We start from the raw sequence: 21,574 nt of genomic DNA on the forward strand, positions 1-21,574 counted from the left end.
GTTGCTATTTTTTCCAGGTAAACGAAATGGTGGTGCCGCTGCCGGCCGCCGATTGTATTTCTACGGTTTCCTGCCGGGCGTCGAGGATCTTCTTCACAATGGCCAGGCCCACTCCCGTGCTCTCGAAGCTCTCCTTTTCCTGCAGGGTCTGGAAGATCTGGAAGATCTTCCGGTGGTAGGCCGGGTCGATGCCGGGGCCGTCGTCGTTCACGAAGAACACGAATTGCTGCTCGGTTTCGCGGTGGTACACACGGATATGCCCTTCCGTCTTGTCGTGGTACTTGACGGCGTTGCTTACAAGGTTGGCGAACACCTGGTACAGGGGCAGGCGCTCGGTGAAGAGGAGCGGCAGGTTGTGGGCGAACTCCACGCGGAGGCCGGGGCGCACCGGCTGGTTCTCGAGCACTTCCTCGAGCAGCTCCCGCACCACCACCGTCTCGCGCGCCTGCTGCTCGCGCCCGATGCGGGCATAAGTGAGGATGCCGCTGATGAGGTGCTCGGCGCGCTCGAGGCGCCCCTTCACGAGCGCCATGTATTCCTGCACTTTGGGGGGCAGCTCTTCGTGGTGGTCTTCCTCGATCCAGGATACTACGTTGGAGATGCCCCGCAGCGGCGATTTGAGATCGTGCGACACAATATGGGCAAACTGGTCGAGCTCCGCGTTCTTGCGCTTCAGCTCGGAGAAGTTGGCATGCAGCACCTGCGCCATGTGGTTGAGCGATCCGGCCAGGCGCCCGAGCTCGTCGCGGCCCGTGTACGCGACCTGGCTGTTGTATTGTCCCTCGGCAATGCTGTTGGCCATGCGCACCATCCGCAGGATGCGCGTGGAAACATGGTAGGAGAGGAAGCCGGCAATGACGAGTCCGATCACGATGGAGACAAGGGTCAGGGTAAACGAGAGGCGCCGGGTGCCGGCGATCGATTCGGCGAGCTGCGTCTTGCTTTCCTCACGGCGCCGGTATTCGGCATTGATGAAGTCGCGCACCTCGCGCTGCAGATCGGCTGCCACCTCGCCCCGCACAAGCTCGGGGAATTCGTTTTTATAAAGAGCGGAAAGCGCCTCCGGGCTGCTGTCGGCTGCGCTGCTTTGCCGCGCAGCCGCCAGGATCCGCGTAAACTCCGCGTTCCAGCGCTGGTTGAGGACATTGATCTTTTCGACAGGTCTCCGCTGCACGGCATCGGCGGCCGAGTCGAGCTCGCGGATGATGCCCCGGTTCTCGAGCATCGCCGAGTCGAATGCGGTGAGGAAGGTGCGCTCGCCGGTGAGGAAGTAGGCCCGCATGGAGCTCACGATGTTGAGGATATTGCGCTGGAAGCGGTTGCTCTGGCGCACCACGTTGGTGGAGTGGGCGAAGAACTCGGTGTTCTCCTGCACGCGCTCCGACTGCCGGAAGTTGATCCAGGTGGTGGCCGAGAACAAGAGCAGCACGACCAGGAAGCCAAAAAATACCAACTGCGCGATCTTCATGGTAGGGGTTAAGGAGGATGCAAATTAAGCATTGAGCGGCCGGTGCACATTAAAGCCGGTTTAGAATCAGGGCCCTGCCCCGTGCCGATGCCAACCGGAATCTACGTTTATTTGTTGAACCATTATGTCTACAGTGCTTATTACCGGTGGTACCGGGCTCGTCGGCACCGCCCTCTCCCGCGCCCTTCGCCAACAGGGGCACTCCGTGATCGTGCTGACACGTAATCCCTCGTCGGCGGTTCCCGCTCCCGGGCTCCGCTATGCCGCCTGGTCGGTGGAGAGCGGCTCCATCGATGCCGGCGCCCTCGCCGACGCCGACGTCATCGTGCACTTGGCCGGCGCCAACGTAGCCGGCGGCCGCTGGACGGAGCGGCGCAAGCAGGAGATCGTGGAAAGCCGCGTACGCTCCGGCGAGCTCCTGGTCAGGGCCCTCGGCACCTTGCCCAACAAAGTGCATACGGTACTCTCCGCATCCGCCATCGGCTGGTACGGTCCTGATCCGCAGGTGCCCAACCCGAGGCCCTTCGTGGAGGAGGATCGGGCCGACGGTGCTTTCCTGGGCCGCACCTGCGCGCAATGGGAAGGGGCCATCCGCCCCGTAGAGGCACTAGGCAAGCGCCTCGTCATCGCCCGCATCGGCATCGTCATGAGCCACGAAGGCGGTGCCTGGGCGGAGTTCCGCAAGCCGATGTCCTTCGGCGTCGCAACCATCATGGGCAGCGGCCGCCAGGTGGTGAGCTGGATCCATATCGACGACCTCGTGCGGTTCTTCGTGGAGGCGGTCAATACCCCTGAGATCGCGGGTGTGTACAATGCCGTGGCGCCCGCGCCGGTACCGAACGCGGAATTGGTCAGTGCCATGAAGGAAGCAAAGGGCTTTGCCGTTACGGCACCCGCGCCCGCCTTTGTGCTGAAGGCCCTGCTGGGCGAGATGAGCATCGAGGTGCTCAAGAGCGCCACCGTGAGCAGCCGCAAGCTGGAGGCAACGGGTTTCGCGTTTCAATACCCCGATATACGTGCCGCCGCGCGTCAACTTGAAAGTGCTTACCGCGGGGGCAAATGAAGTCAAAATTCAAAAGTAAAAAGTCACAAGCGTTTGGCGCTACCAACACTAAAACTCTGGCCCTATGAGCATTTTTGAATTTTGACTTTTGAATTTTGACTTTTGAATTTTTACTTGCCCCCCCAATAAAGAAGCCCCCGTACAATTACGGGGGCTTCTTGTATTGAAATAAAGCCAATCAGAAGGTCTTGGCCGGGGTTTCCTTCTGCTTGAACAGGTTCGGGTCGGCCTTGGAGGGGTCGCCCTGCAGCACCCAGCTGATGTTGGTGACGTACTTGTTGAAGACGCGGTTGAGGTCGGCCAGCGACACTTTCTTCATGTCGTCGGCAATGGTGAGCGCGCGCTTCCAGTTGCCGTGCACGGCTTCGTTCTGCGCAAGCGAGGCGGCCTGCTCGGCGTTCGTTTCCTGCTTGTACCAGGTGCGGGTGAGGTAGCCGGTCTTCATGTTGCGCAACTCGTCGTCCGTAAAGCCTTCGCGGCGGATCTTGTCGATCAGTTGTCGCGCCACGGTGATGTACTTGTTGGGCTCCGTGGTGGAGGCGAACAGGTTGGCAAACGGGGTGAGGCCGCCGCTGAACCAGGTGGCCGGCGCATACGAGAGGCCGTTGTTGGACCGTATTTCTACGAAGTGACGCGTATAGAAGATGCGCATGGCCAGCACAAAGGCATCGTAGTCGGGCGAGCCGGGCTGGGGCGCCGCGGTGATGCCCTGCACGTAGTTGGTGGCGAGGTCCTTCTTCACCGGGAGGAAGCTGTTGCCGGTGGCGGTGAAGCTTTGCTTCTGCAGCTTGATCTGCGGGCCCTCCGGCACCTTGTCGAGCAAGGATTTTACGGCGGCTTCGAGCTCGGTGCGGTCGATGTCGCCCACGATCACCACCGCAATGCGGCCGCGGTGGAGCAGCTTCTTGTAATATGCTTTGGTGGCCGCGGGTGTAAGCTTCGACACGGTGGCCTCGGTGCCGATCGGCTCGCGGGCATAGGCTGTGCCGGCAAAGGCGGTGCTGCGCGCAAGGCGGTCGGTTTCGTTGTCGGGCTGCGAGGCCATGGAGCGGATCTGTGTGATGAGGTCCTGGCGGATGCGGGTGAACTCTTTTTCGTCGAAGCGGGGCGCGGTGAGGGCCTCCACATATAGCGGCCACACCTTCTTCAGGTCGGTCTTGATGCAGTTCATGCGGAAGGTGGCGAAGTCCATCTCCGTCCAGCCGCCTACCTGCGCCGACACGGCGTCGAGTGCGTTCTTGAAGCTGTTCTTGTCCATAGAGGCGGTGCCGCATTCGGTGAGCGCACTGAGGGCCAGCGACTCGATGCCGGCCTGCTCGTTGGAATAGTTCTGCACGCCGCCCTTGATGATGGTCCGTATTTCCACGATGTCGTTGCCGCTCGGCTGCACGATCACCTTGACGCCGTTGATGTTCATGTCGTAGGCCTTGCCCATTTGCGCCAGCAGCGCCGCCGGTGCCATCAGGCAAAGCACGAGGAGGATCTTTTTCATATCGATCGGTTTGGGTGCTTTAGTTTTTGAAGAAGGTTTCAGGTTGCGTGGCTTTGGCGGTTTCCTCGTTGAGGATAAGGCCGGCCACATAGGGCTTCCCGATGATGTAGCGCTGCGCGTAGCGGGCGAGGTCGTCGCGGGTGACGCGCATCAGGTTGGCCTCGTAATCGGTGTAGTATTCGAAGGAGGTGCTGGCCCACTGGTACGACAGCTGCATCGGGAGGGCGGATGGCTTCTCGCGGCTGCGCACCTCGTTGCGGCGGATCACCTCGCGGGCAGTGCGGAGCTGCTCGTCGGTGAAGTAGTCGGGGTTGCCGAGCTGACGCACCTGGTTCAGCACTTCGGTGTAGCACTCCTTCAGCTTCGTGGGGTTGGGCATCACCCAGGCCTCGATGGGTCCCGTGAAGTGGTTGGTGGTATAGCTCATGTCGGCCCACGTAGCAAGCCCCTTATCGACGAGGGCCTGCTGCCATTTGGAGGCGTTGAGGCGCATGACGGCGGCAAAGACGTCGGCGATCACCGTACCGGCGGAGTCTTCCTTATACGAAGGTCCCTGCCAGGCAAACACCATATAGGGCGTATTGGCAATGGAGGATTGCTTGATGAAATAGTCGGTGCGCTCCAGTGGCTTGAAGGCCGGGATCGGGTATTTCTCGATCGGGTCGAAGCCGCTGTGTGCCCAGTCGCCCCAGACCTTCTGCGCATACGCGAACGCTTGCGTGGGTTGCACGTCGCCGGCGATGATCAGGAGGGAGTTGTTGGGGTGATAGTATTTGTCTTTGATCACCATCATCTTTTCGGGTGTGGCCGTGTTGATCACGTCGTGCTCGCCGATCGGGTTCTTGCGGGTAAAGAGTTCGCCCCAGAGCCGCTTGTGCGTTTCGTGCCAGATGAGAAAGCCGGGATCGCTCTCCCCGCGCTGGAACTCGCCGTCTACCACGGGCCGCTCCTTGGCCATGTCCTCGGTGCGGTAGATCGGGTAGCGCATCGCGGAGTTCATGAAGCGCAGGCCGGCCTCGAGGGAGTCTTTGTCGAAGGTGAAAAAGTAGTTGACGCGCTCCACGTTGGTGGTGCCGTTCCAGATGGCGCCGAGCTCCTCGGTGCGGCGGAGGAACTTCTCCTGGTCGGGGTAGTCCTTGTTGGCTTTAAAGAACATGTGCTCAAAGAGGTGGGAGAGGCCGCTGTATTCCGGCCCCTCGGTGTAGGCCCCGTTCTTGACGGCGATCTCGATGGTGGCGAGCGGCACCTTGTGGTTTTCGATCACCACTACTTCAAGGCCGTTGGCGAAGCGCTGGTAGTGGTAGTTGGGCGGAAGCCGGCGTTGCGCATGCGCGCCCAGGCTGGTGGCTGCCAGCAAAAGGAGAAGCCATTTCTTTTTCATAAAACGAGGTTTTGGGTCTCTAAAAGGTACGGCGAATTTTCCGCTCGCCCGGAGAATTTGCGGCAGCGGAGAAAGGTTTAGGAGGTTTAGGGGGTTTAGGAGGTTCAGGAGGTTGCGTGCGCCAGCCAACTCTCTAAACCTTCTGAACCTCCTAAACCTTGCTGTTTACTGGTGCGGCCAATGATACACGTTGCTGAAGTCGCCCACGATGGCGCGGCCGCGGTGGAAGCGGAGGCGGTCGAGGCGAAGGGCTTCGATGTCGGCGCGCTGCACGCGGCGGTGCATCGGGTGCATGGTGCCGCCGGTGACGCCGGCGGGCTTCTCCGGGTCGTACTGGAATTCGGGGTCCACAAGGGTGCCGCGCGGGTACATGATGCCGGGTACGCCCCGGCCGCGGAGGTCGAGGAGCGCCGGGTGGTCGAGGCCGAGGGTGTGCCCGAATTCGTGAGCGGCCGTGGTGGAGCCGGCATAGAGGTTCTCGAGCTTGAAGAAGCCGCTGTTGCAGCCGAGCCCGTCCACGAAGGAGATGTTGCCGCGCACGTACTCCTCGATGCGGAAGTAGTTGTTGCGCGGATCGGTGTTCGCCAGCACGTCCACCTCGTCGAGGTCGGGGCGGAACGCGGCCGTGATGGTGAAGCGGAGGCCTACGCGGCCTTCGCGCAGGAGGAGGGGCACGTCGGGCTCGTTCCACATGCGCTCGATCTCCTCCCGGATCCGCTCCGTGAGTTCCGCAGTGGCTGCCCCGCCATAGGTAACGATGTGCGCATGCACCCGCAGGATGCCGTTGCCGTCGAGTTGTGCTTCACCCATCCCGTAAAGCTACGGGCGACACTTTGCCGGGCAGTTCATGGACGGCATGTTTTTTACTTCAGTTGCGTAAGGCAGGACTGCCGCCGGCGTCCACCTGCTGATCACAACTATGACCTTGCTCTTCGGAACATCGGACCTTATTGCCTGGGGCGGCGTTTTCCTGATCGCGCTGCTCATCTATGCGGAGACGGGCCTCCTGCTGGGCCTGATCGTGCCTGGCGGCGAAACGCTGCTCTTCTCCGCCGGCATCATCGCCTCTGCCGATGGCTTTGGCATGCGCATGCTGCCGCTCCTGTTGCTCCTGATCGCCGCCGGACTCCTGGGCGACAGCTCCGGCTACCTGATCGGCCGGAAGCTCGGGCCGAAGCTGTACCACAAGAAAGACACGTGGTATTTCAAGAAGAAACTGCTCCATAGTGCCGAGCGCTTTTTCCGGGAGCACCGCACCACGGCCCTGTTCCTGGGAAAATTCCTTCCGGTGGTTCGGCCGTTCATGCCCCTGCTGGGCGGCATCACGCGGGTACGCCCCTCGGTGTTATTGCCCCTTTCGTACGCAGCCGTAGTGTTGCATATCTGCTTCTTCTTCCTGGGCGGTTATTACCTCGGCGGACGCTTCCCGGGTATCAAACAGCACCTGAGCTGGATCCTGCCGGTAAGCCTGGCCGTGCTCCTGATCCCGGTAATCGTGCAGGTGCGGAAGAACCGGTCGGAAAAAGCATAGTTCTGTTGCCTACGGATGAGCGCCGCTCTTGCAGACGCCCTGTTTCAACTTCCATTTGCCACCTGATAGAGTGTAGCTCAATCAATTGGCGGCCTCTGTCGAGGTGTTCATATCGCCTTCTGACCGCTTTGTTGACGCATATATCTCTTCTGCTGATTCATATATGTCGCCAGCTCACCCATAAAATGTAAACCGTTGCCCCATATGAGCGCGTTACTGGCGCATAAACGCTAAATGTTGGCGCATATATGCTATTTGCCGGGACATAAGTTGAGCTTCTGGCCGTAACCGGTATTGCATCGGCTGATAAGTCACGCTTTATCGAAGTGGTACGTGCGGAACTGGCTGCGCTTCATGAAGGAAATATTGCGCGTTACCGGATCACACCCGGGCAATTTGCGCGGTGGTCAGCCGTGTACAGGAACCTATAGTCCGTCCTGGAAATCGTCTCAAAGAGGCTGTTTGGGTGAATAGATAGGCTGGCGAGGCCGCAAGCGGCCTATTTCACGCGGCGACGCGGCGGGTAGCGGCGCAGCGAAGTAGCAACGGGCTGAAAATTCTTCCCTGCATTTCATTGTCGCGTCATTGCGCCGTTGCGTGCCAAGGCCGCCCGCGGCCGTCCATTTCAGCATTTCCGGAAAGTACATTAATTCAAACAGCCTAACGACACGGCAGGGTGACCAATGTTTGGAGACAGCTTCTACTCAAACCGCATCCGGTACAGCTTCACCCACTCCACCTTGCCCTTGAGCTCGATGCGGCCGATGGCCTTGATCCAGTAGCCGTGGGGCCGCTCCATATCTTTCATGAAGTCGCCCGAGAGCACGAACGACTCGTCCACGTCGTGGCACACGCTGCGGATGCGGGCCGTGGTGTTCACCGTGTCGCCGGTATAGAGCAGGTCCTTTTTGACGACGCCCACGAAGCCGGCCGTGACCTCGCCGGCATGCACGCCCGCCTTGAAGCGGGGCTGGTAGCCGAAGCGCGCCTCGTACTCATGGGCCTTGCGTTCCATCAGGAAGTATGCGTGTCGGAGGAACTTGAGCGCGCGCAGCTTGTTGTCGGGCGTGTTGGGCCAGGTGATCACGAGCTCGTCGCCCACGTACTGGTAGATCTCGCCCTCCGAGGCGAGCACCGGCATCGTGATATCGGCGAAAAACTTGCGCAGCATCCGGAAGTACCGCTCGTGGCCGAGGGTTTCGGCAATGGAGGTGGCCTCGTTGATGTCGAGGAAGATGAAGATGCGGTTCTGCACCACCGGCTGATTGTACTCGCCGGAGAGCATGCTCCAGAACATGCCGGGGCCGTACTTATCCTTTACCTCCAGGATCGAGATCGACATCACGGTCATGAGCGCCATGTCCACGATGAAGATGATGAAGGTGCGGGTCTTCACGATCTTGGTAAAGAAGGAGTCGAGAAAGTGGCCGAAGTGGAACTGCTTTTTGTAAAGGAAGAGGTAGTAAAGCAGGAGCAGCAGGAACGTGATGACGAAGAACAGCACGAGGGTGAACAGGAGCTTGTACATGGAGGCCCGCCACACCGGGTGGTGGCTGAAGGCCGGCTTCAGGTAAAAGATCATGGTGCCGGTGATGAGGGCGCCGATAAGCCCGAAGGCCACCGAGAACTGGTAGAGGTTGACGCGTACGCCGAGGTCGTTGCAGTTACGGATGAGGTTTTCGAAAAACACCACACCAAAGAGGACCCATATCAGCGAGATCATGGCCAGGGACCGTAGGTGCAGGTACAGGAGGCGACGGGGCATACGGCTGAGGCAATGCAAAAGTTATGCAAGGGAGGGAGGAGGGCAGAAAGGGGAGGAAAGAGGGAAGTACTTGAGTAATTGAATACATGAGTACGCGAATGCCCGAGGGTGGGGCGAATGAAAAAGGGCGAGGGTTAAACCTCGCCCTTTCCCTCAGGTATTCAAATGATCATGTATTCGATTGCTCAAGTATTCCCGTTCTACATTCACCCCTCTTCACCGCTAGTTCCTCACTGGCTTCCCGGTCTTCAGTACGCCTTGGATGCGCTCCAGCGTTTTGCGCTCGCCGCAGAGCGAGAGGAAGGCCTCGCGCTCGAGGTCGAGGAGGTACTGCTCCGTTACGAGGGTCTGCTCGGAGAGGTCGCCGCCGCACATCACGTAGGCGAGCTTGCGGGCCACAGTGGCGTCGTGCTCGGTGGCGTATTTGCCTTGCACCATGCCGTGGATGCCCGCATAGAGCGAGCCGAGCGCCGAGCGGCCCAGCACCCGGATGTCGGAACGGGGAACGGGTTGCACATAGCCCGCATCGTAGAGGTCCACCACGCTCTGGCGCGCCTGGGCGATCCGTCGGCCCTGGTTGATCACCACTTCGTCCAGCCCTTTCCGGTAAACGCCGATGCCGAAGCCCTCGAAAGCCGAGGTGGCCACCTTGGCCGTGGCGATGGTTAGAAAACGGTTCTTGAGGGTGATGGTCTCGGGCTCATCGTCGTGCATTTCGTCGGAAGCGCGCAGCACGAACTCCTTGGTGCCGCCGCCGCCGGGGATCACGCCCACACCGAGCTCCACGAGGCCGGTATAGGTTTCGGCTGCCGGGCAGCACTTGTCGGCATGCAGGCTCATCTCGCAGGCGCCGCCGAGGGCGAGGCCATGCGGGGCCACCACCACGGGGATGGCCGAATAGCGCACGCGCATCATCGTATTCTGGAAGGCACGTATGGCGAAGTCGAGCTCGTCCCATTCCTGCTCCACCGCCAGCATGAAGATCATGCCTACGTTGGCGCCGGCCGAGAAGTTGGGCCCCTCGTTGGCGATCACGAGGCCTTTATAGTCTTTTTCGGCCAGTTCGATGGCTTTCGTGATGCCTGCGAGCACGTCGCCGCCAATGGAGTTCATCTTCGACTGCCACTGCAGGCCCAGCACGCCATCGCCAAGGTCTGCGACCTGACAAGCGTTGTTTTTCCAAACCTGGGTATGGTGGCGCAGCACGACGAAGTCGCCGCCGCCGGGTATGGCCTTGTAGGTTTTGGTAGCCGGGTCGTACGATTGCCGCACGCCGTTCTCGACTTTATAAAACGTCTTGTGGCCCGCGGCGATCATCTCTTCTACCCAGGGCGCCACGGCATAGCCGGCTTCCTGCATCTTCTTCACGGAGCGCTCCACGCCAAGGGTATCCCAGCTTTCAAAAGCGCCGATCTCCCAGCCAAAGCCGGCCATCATGGCGTCGTCGATGCGGTAGACCTCGTCGGAGATCTCGGGGATGCGGTGGGAGATGTAGGAGAAGAGGCCGTAGTGGAAATGCCTCAGGAACTCGCCCGCGCGGTCGGGCGCCGCGGTGAGCATTTGGAGGCGCTGCTTGAGGTCTTCTACCGGCTTGGCCGCATCCACGGAGCTAAACTTCGGCTTTTGGCGCGGGCCGTATTCGAGGGTCTTGAGGTCGAGTGTCTGGATGTCCTTTTCTCCGTTGGGGCCTTTCACTTTCTTGAAAAAGCCCTGGCCGGTCTTATCGCCGAGCCAGTTATTTTCCGTGACCTTGGTTAGCCAGGAAGGAATGTTGAAGACGTCGCGCTGCTCGTCCTGCGGACAGTTGTCGTACACACCTTTGGCCACTTTCACGAGGGTATCGATGCCGACCACGTCGGCGGTGCGGAACGTTGCGGACTTAGGGCGGCCGATGAGCGGACCGGTGAGCGCGTCCACCTCGTCGATGGTCATGCCCATTTTATCAATAAGGCCGAAGATGGCCATCATGCCCCACACACCGATGCGGTTGGCGATAAAGGCCGGTGTGTCCTTCGCGAGTACGGTGGTCTTGCCGAGGTAGCGGTCGCCGTAATCCATGAGGAAGTCCACGATGGCGGGGTCCGTGTCGGGCGTCGGGATGATCTCCAGCAGGCGCAGGTAGCGCGGCGGGTTGAAGAAGTGCGTGCCGCAGAAGTGCTTTTTGAAGTCGGCGGATCGGCCTTCGGAAAGCAGGTGGATGGGGATGCCCGAGGTGTTGGAGGTGATGAGCGTACCGGGCTTGCGGTGCTGCTCCACGCGCTCGTAGAGCGATTGCTTGATGTCGAGGCGCTCCACCACCACTTCGATCACCCAGTCGCAGGCGGCGATGTCTTTGAGGTTGTCGTCGAAGTTGCCGGTCGTGATCTTTTTCGCCACGTCTTTGGTGTACACGGGCGAGGGGTTGCTCTTGAGGGCCGCCCCCAGCGCGTCGTTCACGATCTTGTTGCGGAGGGCCTTGTTGTCGGACTCCTTCGCGTCGTTCGGTACGATGTCGAGGAGCAGAACGGGTACGCCGATGCCGGCGAAGTGAGCGGCAATGCGGGATCCCATGACACCCGAGCCGAGGACGGCTACTTTCTTTATGATGCGCTTGTTCATAAAATTAGTTAGTTATGCAACTATTAGGGTGAAGATAAGGCAAAAACGGCCAGAGGATGTCAGATCACAGATCTCGGATCTCAGATTTGCTTCTGTGGGACATTTCCTACGGGCTGCACCGGTCGTCTTCTAAAGGAAAAGAAGAGATTTTTACCGCTAAGAAAAGAAGGGGCTAAGGCCCTTCGACAAGCTCAGGGTGCCAAAAGCTGTTAAGGAGGGAATGTCTATTGGTCTATTCGTCTATTGGTAAGGAGTCGCTCCTGTGCGGCACACTTTATCGTACCTGAAATCTTATCTGTCGGAGGCTTGCGGACGGTGAACTGTATCGCAGTAAAAAATCCGTACTTATCGTATCAAATCCGTTGAATCCGCGTTCTTTCTCTCCCCGGTACCCATCGTTTCACCCCTGCCCATAACAAAGGAGGACCGCCTGGCCCTCCTTCGATATTCTGCAGTTCCTTACTCTCCGGTTTATTTCTTTTTCTTGTGCCCGATCTGGAACGCCCTTGAGATATTGAACCCGAACTGCACGTCGCCTTTGCCCCAGCTGTTGGGTGTTTCGGAGAGCATGGTGCGCTCGTTCATGCCGAAGGCGTTGGTGAAGTGGAGCTGGAACACGTGGCCGCCGGTCTCGATGTCGAAGCCGATGGAGAAGGGGTGGTGGAGCTCTTTGCGGGGCTGGTTGGCCACGTATACGTAGTCGGCCGTGAGCGAGATGCGGCGCGATAGGCCGATGCGGCCGCCGATGGCTACAGCGTAGAGGTCGTGCGGGTCCGACTTCAGCTCCGTAAGATTACGGTGCAGGATCGTGGGCGCCACCTGCAGCGTGAGCTTGTCGGAGAACTTGCGGCCGATGATGGCCTGCGCATAGTACGCCATGCGCGAGGTGAAGTAGTTCTTCCGCGTCGGGTCGGCCCAGGGCGCGGTGCTCAGGGTGCCGCCGCCCACGAGCACGAGCGAGAAGGGGAGTGCCTTCGGTCCTTTGGCCTGGTGGATGACGCGCCATTTGGCGAAGCCGTCGAGCTCCTGCTTGTACTTGCTGCGGCCGATGCCTACCGTGAGGTTGTTGGTGACGCCGTAGTCGAGCCCGAGCCGGATCCAGGCCTCGTCGAGGCCGTAGAAGTTCTTGGCACCCTGGTTCAGCTTTCCGAAGCGGTGCAGGATGCGGAAGTCGAGCACGCCGGGACGCAGCAGCTCCATCGAGTGCGTCATGATGACGCGCGACGACTTGAACGCGTTGTACACATACTCCTTCTTCGGCGCTTCTTCAAGACCGGCCAGCAGGTCGTCGTCCTGGGAAAAGGCCTTGCCGGCGCACAGGGTCGCCAGCAGGGCCAGGAGCATCGGGCGGTTCGTGTTCATAGGAAGCAGTTTGAAATCTGTTTGATGTTTGAAGTGGTAAGGAGCTGCGTACATCCGTAGCATCCGTCTCATCGGCGTTCCTTCTCTCGGTGCGCCGCCCGCCGACGGGGGTTATCCTTTGAGGGGATCGAGTTTCGTTTCCACGGTGATCTTGATGTTGTTGGAGATCTTCTCCTTCACCACCGCGGGGATCTGCACGTTGTAGTCGGAGAGCTGGATGGTGAAGCCGGAGGATGCCTTGATGCCGTCGGCGCCCACGGTGATGGTGCCGGCCGTTTCGATCTCGCGCGTAACCCCATGGAGGGTGAATTTGCCTTTTACCTTAGCCGGGTAGGTGCCGGGCTTCGTATAGGCGATCTCGCCGTTGTTGACCACGCTGCCTTTGAATTCGGCCTTCGGGTACTTGTCGCTCTCGACGTAGTTTTCATTGAAGTGCTCCTGCATGAGGGCCTTCTCGAACTCGAAGCCTTTCATCAGCACGGAGAACTGGAGGGCGCCGCTGTTGATGTCGAGCACCGCGGTAGCGGTCTTGTTCACGGCCTCGATGTCTTCCATGGATGCCTTGGAGTTGAACTGGATGCGGCCGCTCTTGGTGAAGTAGCGGGTCTGGGCGGAAGCGGTGCCGGCGAGGCCGAGGAGCAGGGCGGCGGCAAGGAGGGTCTTTTTCATGTGTATTTGCTTTTAGTGTTTAATGAGGCATTGGGTGCGTCAATCGTGAATCGTGAATGCTTTTTACGAAGCGATTGCTTTAGGAGCCGGATCTGCCTGCTGGGAAGGGGAGTTTATTCACGATGGACGATTCACGATTCACGGTACCAGTACGCAGTTCTTCAGGCTGACGTCGGTGCCCAATCCCATATCGGACACTTCGCCGCCGGTGCACTGGCCCTTGATCGTGACGATGCTGCCGGCCGTAATACTACGGTACGTGGCCGCATGCGCGGAGTCCATCGAGCAGCGCACCGACGACATGCCGTCGGCCGCGCCGAGGAAAACCACTACCGGGTTGCCGGCTGCGTCGATGCTTTTGACGGGACCGCTTACGGCCAGGATCTTATCGACGTATTGTTTGTTGGCCGCGGCCGTGTCTTTTTCGAAGGCAGCGATGAGCGCCGTTGCGTCTTGTGTATAGTGGGCCTTCGCATTACTTAGGTCGGCATTGGTGCGGTTGTACTCACGCCAGCCATAGATGGCGCCGCCGGCAACGGCAAGTGCGATAACGGTGAGGATGATCTTTTTCATGTTCGGGTCTTTTACTTTTTGGGATGCGGATAGCGGCGTCATTGTCTTCACGTCCCGAAGCTTCGGGCGACGATTGACGATTCACGGTGTCAGTTGTTCGGTGCGCCCGCGGCGGCCCATCTTCGGATCTTGTCGATATCGCAGGCGCTCATTTTGGGGGCGCCCTGGGGCATCGGGGCAAACCCGGTGGCATGGCTGATCGCTCCTACGAGCCGGCCGTCGTCGATCCTGGTTTTTACGGCCGCCCAGTTGTTCAGCGACACGCCGCCCGAGGGGCCTGTGGATCCGTGGCAGCCCGTGCACCCATGCGTCGTCAGCAGCGGGGCGATGGTGCCCGAATACGTCACGGCGGTGGTATCTCCGCAGTTTCCGGCTACCGGGTAGAGTTCTTCCTCCACATCATAGTAGCAGCTGCCAAGTGCGAGCGCAGACAGTAAGAATACAAGTATCGGTGTCTTCTTCATGGCTTAGTTGTTGGGTGCGCCGGCGGCGATCCATTTCCGGAATTGGGTAAGCTCGCAGTCCGACAGCTTTGCGCCGCCGCGGGGCATCGGCTGGAACCCGGCGCTGTGGTTGATGGCACCCCAGAGGCGGCCGTCGCTCACCTTGGCCAGCACACCGGCATGGGTGGAAAGGTTGATGCCGCCAGAGGGCGCGGCCCCGCTGTGACAGCCCTGGCACTTGGTGGCGATGATCGGCTTCACCGAGCCGCTGAAGGTGACGTTGGCGCTGTCGCAGCTGGCATTGACACAGGAGTTGTTCTTCGCGCCCTGCTGGATCCAGCGACGGATGGTTCCGATCTGGCTGGCGGACAGTGGCGTGCGGCCGAGGGGCATGCGCTCGCTTGGGTCGGTTTCCGTGATCATCTCGTAGAGGTCGGAGCCGCCCGGGTTGCCGGGCCGGATGCCGCCGGTGGTCATCACCGTGTTGTAATTGGTCAGCACCACGCCGTCGCGGGCGGAGGCCACGTCGTGGCAACCGCTGAAGGCGCAGTTCGACACGAGGATGGGCAGCACCTGCTGCACGAAGTAGGCCGTGTCGGGGCTGCAGGACGCGGGCGGAGCACTGGGGCCGCCCCCTGTACCGCCGCCGGTTCCACCCGTGCCGCCGCCGCTTCCGGCGGGCGGTTCAGGCAGGGGGTGCTTACAGGCGTGCAGCACGAGCAACGCGCTGAACAGAAGGCCGGTAATGGTAATTAACTTCTTCAAGACGGTCGGTTTGAAGAATAGTAACCGCCGGGAGAGCAGACGTAACCATGGAGCGGGGAAATTATTTCTTTGAACCGGAGGGGCCCCCGCAACGCGGGGGCTTCCGGTCATTGCGAGCGAAGCGAAGCAATCTCCCGCACTTTCGTGATGACCGTTCAGGGAGGTTTCTTGCAGCCACTCCACGTAACGCAGGAGATTGTCCCGAGGCTTCGGGACGCTTTGCTCGCAATGACTGCCGGCGCCTCGCCTCGGTTATTCCATTATTCATGTATTCAATTACTCAAGTAATCCTCCTCCTGATTCCATCCTCTACTCTCCATCAATAAGAAAAGGCCCGCAAGGGGCCTCTAAAAAAATCACCTGATAAGGTCAACGCACGCCAGAGCCCGCCAGGGTGGCTTCATTCGGGCCAACCAAGATCAGCTTTCCGTCGGGTTGCTCCGCGGTGAGGATCATGCCCTGGCTCTCGATGCCGCGCATCTTGCGGGGGGCGAGGTTGGCCACCACCATCACCTGCTTGCCCACCATCGATTCGGGCGTAAAGTGCTGGGCGATGCCCGATACAATGGTGCGTACCTCGTTGCCCATATCCACCGTCAGCTGCAGCAGCTTGTCGGCCTTGGGTACCTTCTCGCAGGCCGTCACCGTGCCGATGCGGAGGTCGATCTTGGCAAAGTCATCATACTGGATCTCGGATTTCACCCCCGGCCCCTCTCCAAGGGAGAGGGGAGCGTTCGCTGCGCCCGATGGCGTCGCTGCGGTATTGCCGATTGCCGATTGCCGATTCCCGTTCTCTGCTTCCATAGCGGCTTTTGCTTTTTCGAGTCCTGCTTTTAATTTTTCGACCTGGTACTGTACTTCCTCGTCTTCGATCTTGCGGAAGAGGAGCTCGGGTGGGCGGAGCGAATAGCCCACCGACAGGAGCTTCAGGGAGCCGGCGTTCTTCCACTCGAGCATCGCATCCACCACTTTCATGAGGTGGCACATCTTCTTTGCGGTGTTGGGCAAAAACGGATTGATGAGGATGGCCAGGTTGGCACATAGCTGCAGGGAGAGGTGCAGGCAGTTGTCGATTTCTTTTTGGGCGGCTTCCGTTACCTTTCCTTCCGCATCCACCTGCTTCACCTTTTTCCAAGGCTCGTTCAGTTGCAGGTAGCCGTTGCCCAGCGTCGCCAGCGCGATCACTTCGCCCAGCGCGTCACGAAAGCGGTAGCCTTCGAGCAGCTCCTCGATCTTCGCCTTTGCGGTCTTGATCTCGGCCATCAGCACGTTATCGCGCTCCGTTACGATATCGGCGTGCCACTTCGGTACCTTGCCGCCCGTGAGCTTGTGCATCAGCACCATCGTACGGTTCATGAAGTTGCCGAACTTGTTGAGCAGCTCGCCGTTCACCGCATCCTGGAAGCCTTTCCACGTAAAGTCGGAGTCCTTCGTTTCGGGTGCGATCGCCGTCAGGTAATAGCGCAGGCAGTCGGCAAGCGCGGGGCCGCCGTTCTCCTTTTTGATGAAGTCGTCGATGTAGTCCTGCATGTCGAGCTTCCAGGCACGCGAGGTACTCATCTTGTCGCCCTCGAGGTTGAGGAACTCGTTGGCCGGCACGTTTTCCGGAACGATGTAGTCGTGCAGCTGAAGCATCAGCGGGAAGATGATGCAGTGAAACACGATGTTATCCTTGCCGATAAAGTGCACCAGCTTTGTTTCATTATCGAGCCAATAGGGGCGCCAGTCCTTGCCTTCGCGCTGTGCCCAGGTCTTGGTAGCGGAGATGTAGCCGATGGGCGCGTCGAACCAAACGTAGAGCACCTTTCCGGCGGCATCAGGCGTATCGAGCGGCACTTTGACGCCCCAGTCGAGGTCGCGGGTAACGGCGCGGGGCTGGAGGCCACCGTCGATCCAGCTTTTGCATTGGCCGACCACGTTGGCGCGCCAGTCGTCCTTATGGTTTTCAAGAATGTACTCGCGGAGCCAGGCCTCGTGCTGGTCGAGCGGGAGGTACCAGTGCTTGGTGGCGCGCTTCACCGGCGGGGCGCCGCTCAGTGTGCTCACCGGGTTGATCAGCTCATCGGGGGAGAGCGCGGTGCCGCATTTCTCACACTGGTCGCCGAAGGCGCCCATGAAGTGGCAGTTCGGGCACTCGCCTTTGATGTAGCGGTCGGCAAGGAATGTGCTCGTGGCCTCATCGTAATACTGCTCGCTTTCCTTGGTCACGAGCAGGTTGCGGTCGTTGAGGTAGGTAAAGAATTCCTGCGCCGTTTCGTGGTGCACGGGCGCCGAGGTACGGTCGTATACGTCGAAGGAGACCGAGAGGTCGTCGAAGTTCTCCTTCATGATCGTGTGGTACTTGTCGATGATGGCCTGCGGCGTGGTGCCTTCCTTCATGGCCTGGATGGGGATGGCGGTGCCGTGCTCGTCGGAGCCGCACACGAACACTACATCGCGGCCCTGGGCCCGGAGGTAGCGTACGTAGATGTCTGCCGGAATATAGGCGCCTGCGAGGTGGCCGATGTGCTTGTGGCCGTTGGCGTAGGGCAGGGCAGAGGTAATAAGGTATCGTTTGGGCGTATTCATGTCCGGGCAAAAGTACCGGAAATCAATGTGCTAATGGGATAATGGGGTAATGTGCTGATGGGGTAATGGAACAGGGTTTTAGAGGTTTTGGAGGTTTTATGGGTTTTAAGGGTTGGGAGCGACTGAACCAACTCCCAGAACCCCCAGAACCCTCAGAACCCCTAAAATCTCCTCTTATTTGCCGCCGTTCGCCCGGAGATCCCTGCGGCAGGCGGCGCAGAGCCTGGGAAGGGGCTTTTGCAGCAGGAAGGTCGGCGACTCCTCCGTGTCGATCAGGTAGTACATGAGGCACCTGCGGTTGCTGCAATGCTTGCCGTGCGCGGCATCCTTGTGCTCGCTTTGCAGCGGGGTACCGACGTTCACGAGGCCCATCAGGTGGCCGAGCTCGTGCTGGAGCACCTTCGTTTCGAGGTCCGTGCGCGCCGGCCTGCGCCGGGTGTTGCTGTTCTCGTGGAGGTTCTTGCCGAACACAACGGCCGAATTACTACGGTAGGCATAACCCAGCATCTCCGGCTCGATGAAGACGCCGTTGGTATACAGCAGGTAGACCACGGCATCGCCCTCCTTGCTGTAGCGGGTGCGGTACTGCTTTTCAATGGCGGCCACCTCCTCCAGGCTGTTGAGCGTGTCTTTTGCCGGCGGGATCTCCGTAATGACGGTGCGGATGCCGGCCGGCTTGTGCACGTGGCGGAACAGGAAGCTGCGCAGGTTGCCGAGGGCGGCCGAGTCGGGGGCATAGCCAGTCATGTATTGTACCTCGAGCGTCAGCGAGGTGTATATGCTGTCGGAGAGCAGCTCGCGCGCGGCGCGGCCCACGGGGCGTTCCGCGTCGTGGGTCTGCACCGGTACCTGCTCCGGCAACACCGGTTTCCTGCACGCCTGGGCCAGCAGGATCAGCAGGAGCAGGCAGAGGCAGTTCGTTCGCGGTGTTTTCATAGGACGGTGAGGGTGCTTTTTCAAAAGTCGGCAGAAGCAAGCCTCAGGTAACCTGTAGTTCTGTTAAATGACAGCGCACCACATTTATGAATTCCTGCCGGCAACCCCTTGGATCGCCAAGGCGCAAAGGATTATCTGGACGCGAAGGGAGCAAAGAGAACAAAGAGGGATTGTCTGGTTGGCCCTTTCCTCCAAGTGCCTGTCCTCTTGGTTTTTGTAAGCGGAGCGTCCCGCAGGGCGAAGCATGCGCGGAACCTCTCTGAAAGCAAGACGTGCCTTTCTTTTTTCGACAAAGCCATCCGTACGATAAAAATGAACCGATCGGCAACAGAGCAGCACCACCCATGAAGAATGATGAACGGAGTCGGGATGCCTCCGCGCATGTCCCGCTGGCGGGATGCTCCGCCTACGAAGGGCGGAACCAACACCGATACAGTAAGCTGGCCGCTTTGGTCGGGTACGTAGCGCCCTTTTCATTCTTTTGCGTCCCAAATTTTCCTTTGCGCCTTCGCGTTATGTGTTCTCGCATGATCATCCCAACCTTTCTGAATGCCGGCGCTCCGGCCGGCATCCCTCCGAAGCTTCGGAGCGAAGCGGCGGGACCCGGCTAAACCCTCCTGAACCTTCCCCCCCGCCGTCATCCTTAACATTCACGAATCGCCCCTTTGCCTATCTTGTCGGCATGATGCGCCGCAAGCATTTCCTCTCTTCCGTTGCTGCCCTCGCCGGCGGGGCCCTGCTGCCCGCCTGTGCGGCCGTTCGGCCACAGGCAGCGCGGGAGCCGGCCGTAAAGCGGCCGCCCTGGTTAAAGCCGGGCGATACCATCGCCATCACCTCGCCCGCGGGCGCCATCACCCTGGATGCCCTGAAGCCCGCCACGAGCTTGCTGGAGAGCTGGGGCTACCGGGTCCGCATCGGGGAAAGCATCGGTAAAAAAGACTTCTCCTTCGGCGGCACGGATGCCGAGCGCGGCGCCGACCTGCAGGCCCTGCTCGACGATCCTTCCGTCAGCGCCATCCTCTGCGCCCGTGGCGGCTACGGCTCTGTACGCATCGTGGACGGCCTCCGCTGGGAGCGCTTCAAAAAGGCACCCAAGTGGGTCATCGGGTTTTCCGACATCACGGTGCTGCACAGCCATATTCACCGGCATTGCGGGGTGGCCACGCTTCATTCCAAGATGTGCAACTCCTTCCCGGACGACTGGGTAAATACGGATCCGGTACGCCGCGCCACCATTCTTTCCATCAAGGCCGCCCTCGAGGGAGCGCCGATGGACCAGCAGGCGCCGGCGCACCCGCAGCACCGGGCCGGCACCGCCGAAGGCCCGCTCGTAGGGGGTAATCTCCGGATCCTGGAGAACCTTGCCGGCACGCCCTCGGACATCAGCACTATGGGCAAGATCCTTTTTGTGGAAGACACCGGTGAATACTTATACAGTATCGACCGCATGTTCGAGAACCTGCGCCGCAGCGGGAAGCTCGCCGGCCTGGCGGGCCTCATCGTGGGCGGGATGAAGGTAAAGCCCGACGACGCCGGCGAAGAGTTTGGCCGTACGGTGCCCGACATCGTGCTCCAAAAGACAAAAGATTATTCTTTCCCCATCTGCTTCGATTTCCCCGTTGGCCACCAGCCTGCTAACTTCGCCCTGAAGTGCGGGTTGCCGCACCACCTGACCGTAGCCGCTGACGGCACCCGATTAACTGACCTACCATGAGCAAGATCCCTCCATACCTGCAGCCGGGCAGCACCATCGGCATCACCGCCCCTGCGGGCTTCATGGCCCTCGAGAAGATGAGCGCCTGCATCGACACCCTGCAGGAGTGGGGCTACACCGTGCGCCTCGGCGACACCACCCACAGCAACTCCGCTACGTATTTCTCCGGTACCGACGACGAGCGCGCACAGGACCTGCAGCGCCTGCTCGACGATCCCACGGTAGATGCCATCCTTTTTGCCCGTGGCGGCTACGGCCTCAGCCGCATCGTCGACCGCCTCCACTTCAAGGCCTTCAAGAAACATCCGAAATGGCTCATCGGCTTTTCCGATGTGACGGTGCTCCACAGCCACATATGGGAAGAATACGGCATCGCCTCGCTGCACGCGCCCATGGCCGCAGCCTTCAACGAGGAAGGCCCGGGCAGCCATTTCGTGAATACCCTCAGGGATGCCCTTGCAGGCACGCCGGCCGACTACCGCGCCGAGCCGCATGTGCTCAACCGCCCCGGGCAGGCCGAAGGCCCGCTGGTGGGCGGGAACCTGAGCCTCCTGGTGCACAGCCTCGGCACACCGTCGGAGTTGCGGACCAAGAAGTCGATCCTGTTCCTCGAAGACATCGGGGAGTATTTATACAGTGTCGACCGCATGATGCTGCAGCTGAAGCGCAGCGGCAAGCTCGAGCGCCTGGCAGGCCTCGTGGTAGGCGGCTTCACCGACATAAAAGACACCGAGCGACCCTTTGGCAAGAACGTCTACGAGCTCATCGCCGACCATGTGAGCGGCTACGAGTACCCGGTCTGCTTCGGCTTCCCCGTCAGCCACGGCAAGGAGAACGTTGCCCTGAAACACGGGGTCGAGCATAAGCTGCATGTGGACCGTGGAGAGGTGAGACTGACAGAGGACGAATAGGGCACGGTGAATACGCGGAAAACGCGGAAATCGTAGGGATACTTTCCTTTCTTGTTTTATCTGTCATTTATCTCGTCAGGGCTGCTTGTGTTGCGCTCCGCTAAAAGTGCAATATGCTCTATGTCCGCGAGTACCGGATAAAACGCGGAAGTGAGCTGCGCTCACAAGTCCTCACTCATTACAGGGATGCCCTATTCAAGGGGCTTCGTTTACAAAGCCTTTTCCGCGTTTTAAAAAATGTTGCACCGCCAACAAGGCGCAGACTTTAAGCGACTACGCATAGTAGCACCAGTATCACCAGCCTGCAAAAAAAAATGCGGAATACCTGCCCAAAC

General features: G+C 60.0%; 17 protein-coding genes. 4 read left to right on the forward strand and 13 right to left on the reverse strand.

The window, feature by feature from the left end; genetic code table 11:
• Nucleotides 1-4 precede the first annotated feature (4 nt).
• Nucleotides 5-1,468, reverse strand: a complete 1,464-nt coding sequence (locus ABD937_RS16675) for a sensor histidine kinase (RefSeq protein WP_345256921.1) — start codon at nucleotides 1,466-1,468, stop codon at nucleotides 5-7.
• Between the two features lie 124 nt (nucleotides 1,469-1,592).
• Here ABD937_RS16675 and ABD937_RS16680 point away from each other — a divergent pair, with 124 nt between their 5' ends.
• Nucleotides 1,593-2,531, forward strand: a complete 939-nt coding sequence (locus ABD937_RS16680; RefSeq protein WP_345256923.1) for a TIGR01777 family oxidoreductase — start codon at nucleotides 1,593-1,595, stop codon at nucleotides 2,529-2,531.
• Between the two features lie 178 nt (nucleotides 2,532-2,709).
• On the opposite strand, the gene ABD937_RS16685 is transcribed toward ABD937_RS16680, so the two are convergent.
• The 3 genes from ABD937_RS16685 to ABD937_RS16695 form a co-directional block, all read right to left on the reverse strand.
• A complete protein-coding gene (locus ABD937_RS16685) occupies nucleotides 2,710-4,023 on the reverse strand; it encodes a M16 family metallopeptidase (RefSeq protein ID WP_345256924.1) in 1,314 nt (437 codons plus the stop codon).
• A 19-nt stretch (nucleotides 4,024-4,042) separates the two neighbouring features.
• A complete protein-coding gene (locus tag ABD937_RS16690; RefSeq protein ID WP_345256925.1) occupies nucleotides 4,043-5,404 on the reverse strand; it encodes a M16 family metallopeptidase in 1,362 nt (453 codons plus the stop codon).
• A 165-nt stretch (nucleotides 5,405-5,569) separates the two neighbouring features.
• Nucleotides 5,570-6,214, reverse strand: a complete 645-nt coding sequence (locus ABD937_RS16695) for a peptidase M10 (protein WP_345256926.1) — start codon at nucleotides 6,212-6,214, stop codon at nucleotides 5,570-5,572.
• A gap of 109 nt (nucleotides 6,215-6,323) precedes the next feature.
• Between ABD937_RS16695 and ABD937_RS16700 the strand changes: the two genes are divergently transcribed.
• The gene (locus tag ABD937_RS16700; RefSeq protein ID WP_345256927.1) at nucleotides 6,324-6,935 is read left to right on the forward strand and encodes a DedA family protein; all 612 of its coding nucleotides are present in this window, start codon (nucleotides 6,324-6,326) and stop codon (nucleotides 6,933-6,935) included.
• Nucleotides 6,936-7,635: 700 nt separating this feature from the next.
• Here the strand turns inward: ABD937_RS16700 and ABD937_RS16705 are convergent.
• The 9 genes from ABD937_RS16705 to ABD937_RS16745 form a co-directional block, all read right to left on the reverse strand.
• Entirely contained in the window at nucleotides 7,636-8,700 is a 1,065-nt protein-coding gene (locus ABD937_RS16705; protein ID WP_345256928.1) for an adenylate/guanylate cyclase domain-containing protein, read from the reverse strand.
• 222 nt (nucleotides 8,701-8,922) lie between these two features.
• Nucleotides 8,923-11,298 (reverse strand): 3-hydroxyacyl-CoA dehydrogenase/enoyl-CoA hydratase family protein, encoded by a 2,376-nt coding sequence (locus ABD937_RS16710; RefSeq protein ID WP_345256929.1) that lies wholly within the window; start codon nucleotides 11,296-11,298, stop codon nucleotides 8,923-8,925.
• A gap of 471 nt (nucleotides 11,299-11,769) precedes the next feature.
• Nucleotides 11,770-12,660 carry a DUF5777 family beta-barrel protein gene (locus ABD937_RS16715; protein ID WP_345256930.1) on the reverse strand — a complete coding sequence of 297 codons (891 nt, stop codon included), beginning with the start codon at nucleotides 12,658-12,660 and terminating at the stop codon, nucleotides 11,770-11,772.
• 111 nt (nucleotides 12,661-12,771) lie between these two features.
• Complete coding sequence (locus tag ABD937_RS16720) at nucleotides 12,772-13,329, reverse strand: YceI family protein (RefSeq protein ID WP_345256931.1); 558 nt, start codon at nucleotides 13,327-13,329, stop codon at nucleotides 12,772-12,774.
• A 138-nt stretch (nucleotides 13,330-13,467) separates the two neighbouring features.
• Nucleotides 13,468-13,902 (reverse strand): OB-fold protein, encoded by a 435-nt coding sequence (locus tag ABD937_RS16725; RefSeq protein WP_345256932.1) that lies wholly within the window; start codon nucleotides 13,900-13,902, stop codon nucleotides 13,468-13,470.
• 89 nt (nucleotides 13,903-13,991) lie between these two features.
• Complete coding sequence (locus ABD937_RS16730) at nucleotides 13,992-14,366, reverse strand: hypothetical protein (protein WP_345256934.1); 375 nt, start codon at nucleotides 14,364-14,366, stop codon at nucleotides 13,992-13,994.
• 3 nt (nucleotides 14,367-14,369) lie between these two features.
• Nucleotides 14,370-15,110 carry a c-type cytochrome domain-containing protein gene (locus ABD937_RS16735; RefSeq protein ID WP_345256935.1) on the reverse strand — a complete coding sequence of 247 codons (741 nt, stop codon included), beginning with the start codon at nucleotides 15,108-15,110 and terminating at the stop codon, nucleotides 14,370-14,372.
• A gap of 369 nt (nucleotides 15,111-15,479) precedes the next feature.
• Nucleotides 15,480-17,678, reverse strand: coding sequence for a methionine--tRNA ligase (gene metG, locus ABD937_RS16740; RefSeq protein ID WP_345256936.1), 2,199 nt, complete (start codon nucleotides 17,676-17,678; stop codon nucleotides 15,480-15,482).
• A gap of 174 nt (nucleotides 17,679-17,852) precedes the next feature.
• On the reverse strand, nucleotides 17,853-18,614 hold the full coding sequence (locus ABD937_RS16745) for a hypothetical protein (protein ID WP_345256937.1): 762 nt from the start codon (nucleotides 18,612-18,614) through the stop codon (nucleotides 17,853-17,855).
• 682 nt (nucleotides 18,615-19,296) lie between these two features.
• Between ABD937_RS16745 and ABD937_RS16750 the strand changes: the two genes are divergently transcribed.
• Nucleotides 19,297-20,328, forward strand: coding sequence for a S66 peptidase family protein (locus ABD937_RS16750; RefSeq protein ID WP_345256938.1), 1,032 nt, complete (start codon nucleotides 19,297-19,299; stop codon nucleotides 20,326-20,328).
• Nucleotides 20,325-21,239, forward strand: a complete 915-nt coding sequence (locus ABD937_RS16755; RefSeq protein ID WP_345256939.1) for a S66 peptidase family protein — start codon at nucleotides 20,325-20,327, stop codon at nucleotides 21,237-21,239. The genes ABD937_RS16750 and ABD937_RS16755 overlap by 4 nt, the downstream gene beginning before the upstream one ends.
• The last annotated feature ends 335 nt before the right edge of the window (nucleotides 21,240-21,574 follow it).

Origin of the sequence: Flaviaestuariibacter amylovorans (assembly GCF_039541815.1) — a bacterium.
GTDB classification, from domain to species: Bacteria; Bacteroidota; Bacteroidia; order Chitinophagales; family Chitinophagaceae; genus Flavisolibacter; species Flavisolibacter amylovorans.

Excerpts from the sequence above, each read along its gene's own strand:
- ABD937_RS16675 (WP_345256921.1), bottom strand. The coding sequence starts at position 1,468 with ATGAAGATCGCGCAGTTGGTATTTTTTGGCTTCCTGGTCGTGCTGCTC.
- ABD937_RS16680 (WP_345256923.1), top strand. The coding sequence starts at position 1,593 with ATGTCTACAGTGCTTATTACCGGTGGTACCGGGCTCGTCGGCACCGCC.
- ABD937_RS16685 (WP_345256924.1), bottom strand. The coding sequence starts at position 4,023 with ATGAAAAAGATCCTCCTCGTGCTTTGCCTGATGGCACCGGCGGCGCTG.
- ABD937_RS16690 (WP_345256925.1), bottom strand. The coding sequence starts at position 5,404 with ATGAAAAAGAAATGGCTTCTCCTTTTGCTGGCAGCCACCAGCCTGGGC.
- ABD937_RS16695 (WP_345256926.1), bottom strand. The coding sequence starts at position 6,214 with ATGGGTGAAGCACAACTCGACGGCAACGGCATCCTGCGGGTGCATGCG.
- ABD937_RS16700 (WP_345256927.1), top strand. The coding sequence starts at position 6,324 with ATGACCTTGCTCTTCGGAACATCGGACCTTATTGCCTGGGGCGGCGTT.
- ABD937_RS16705 (WP_345256928.1), bottom strand. The coding sequence starts at position 8,700 with ATGCCCCGTCGCCTCCTGTACCTGCACCTACGGTCCCTGGCCATGATC.
- ABD937_RS16710 (WP_345256929.1), bottom strand. The coding sequence starts at position 11,298 with ATGAACAAGCGCATCATAAAGAAAGTAGCCGTCCTCGGCTCGGGTGTC.
- ABD937_RS16715 (WP_345256930.1), bottom strand. The coding sequence starts at position 12,660 with ATGAACACGAACCGCCCGATGCTCCTGGCCCTGCTGGCGACCCTGTGC.
- ABD937_RS16720 (WP_345256931.1), bottom strand. The coding sequence starts at position 13,329 with ATGAAAAAGACCCTCCTTGCCGCCGCCCTGCTCCTCGGCCTCGCCGGC.
- ABD937_RS16725 (WP_345256932.1), bottom strand. The coding sequence starts at position 13,902 with ATGAAAAAGATCATCCTCACCGTTATCGCACTTGCCGTTGCCGGCGGC.
- ABD937_RS16730 (WP_345256934.1), bottom strand. The coding sequence starts at position 14,366 with ATGAAGAAGACACCGATACTTGTATTCTTACTGTCTGCGCTCGCACTT.
- metG (WP_345256936.1), bottom strand. The coding sequence starts at position 17,678 with ATGAATACGCCCAAACGATACCTTATTACCTCTGCCCTGCCCTACGCC.
- ABD937_RS16745 (WP_345256937.1), bottom strand. The coding sequence starts at position 18,614 with ATGAAAACACCGCGAACGAACTGCCTCTGCCTGCTCCTGCTGATCCTG.
- ABD937_RS16750 (WP_345256938.1), top strand. The coding sequence starts at position 19,297 with ATGATGCGCCGCAAGCATTTCCTCTCTTCCGTTGCTGCCCTCGCCGGC.
- ABD937_RS16755 (WP_345256939.1), top strand. The coding sequence starts at position 20,325 with ATGAGCAAGATCCCTCCATACCTGCAGCCGGGCAGCACCATCGGCATC.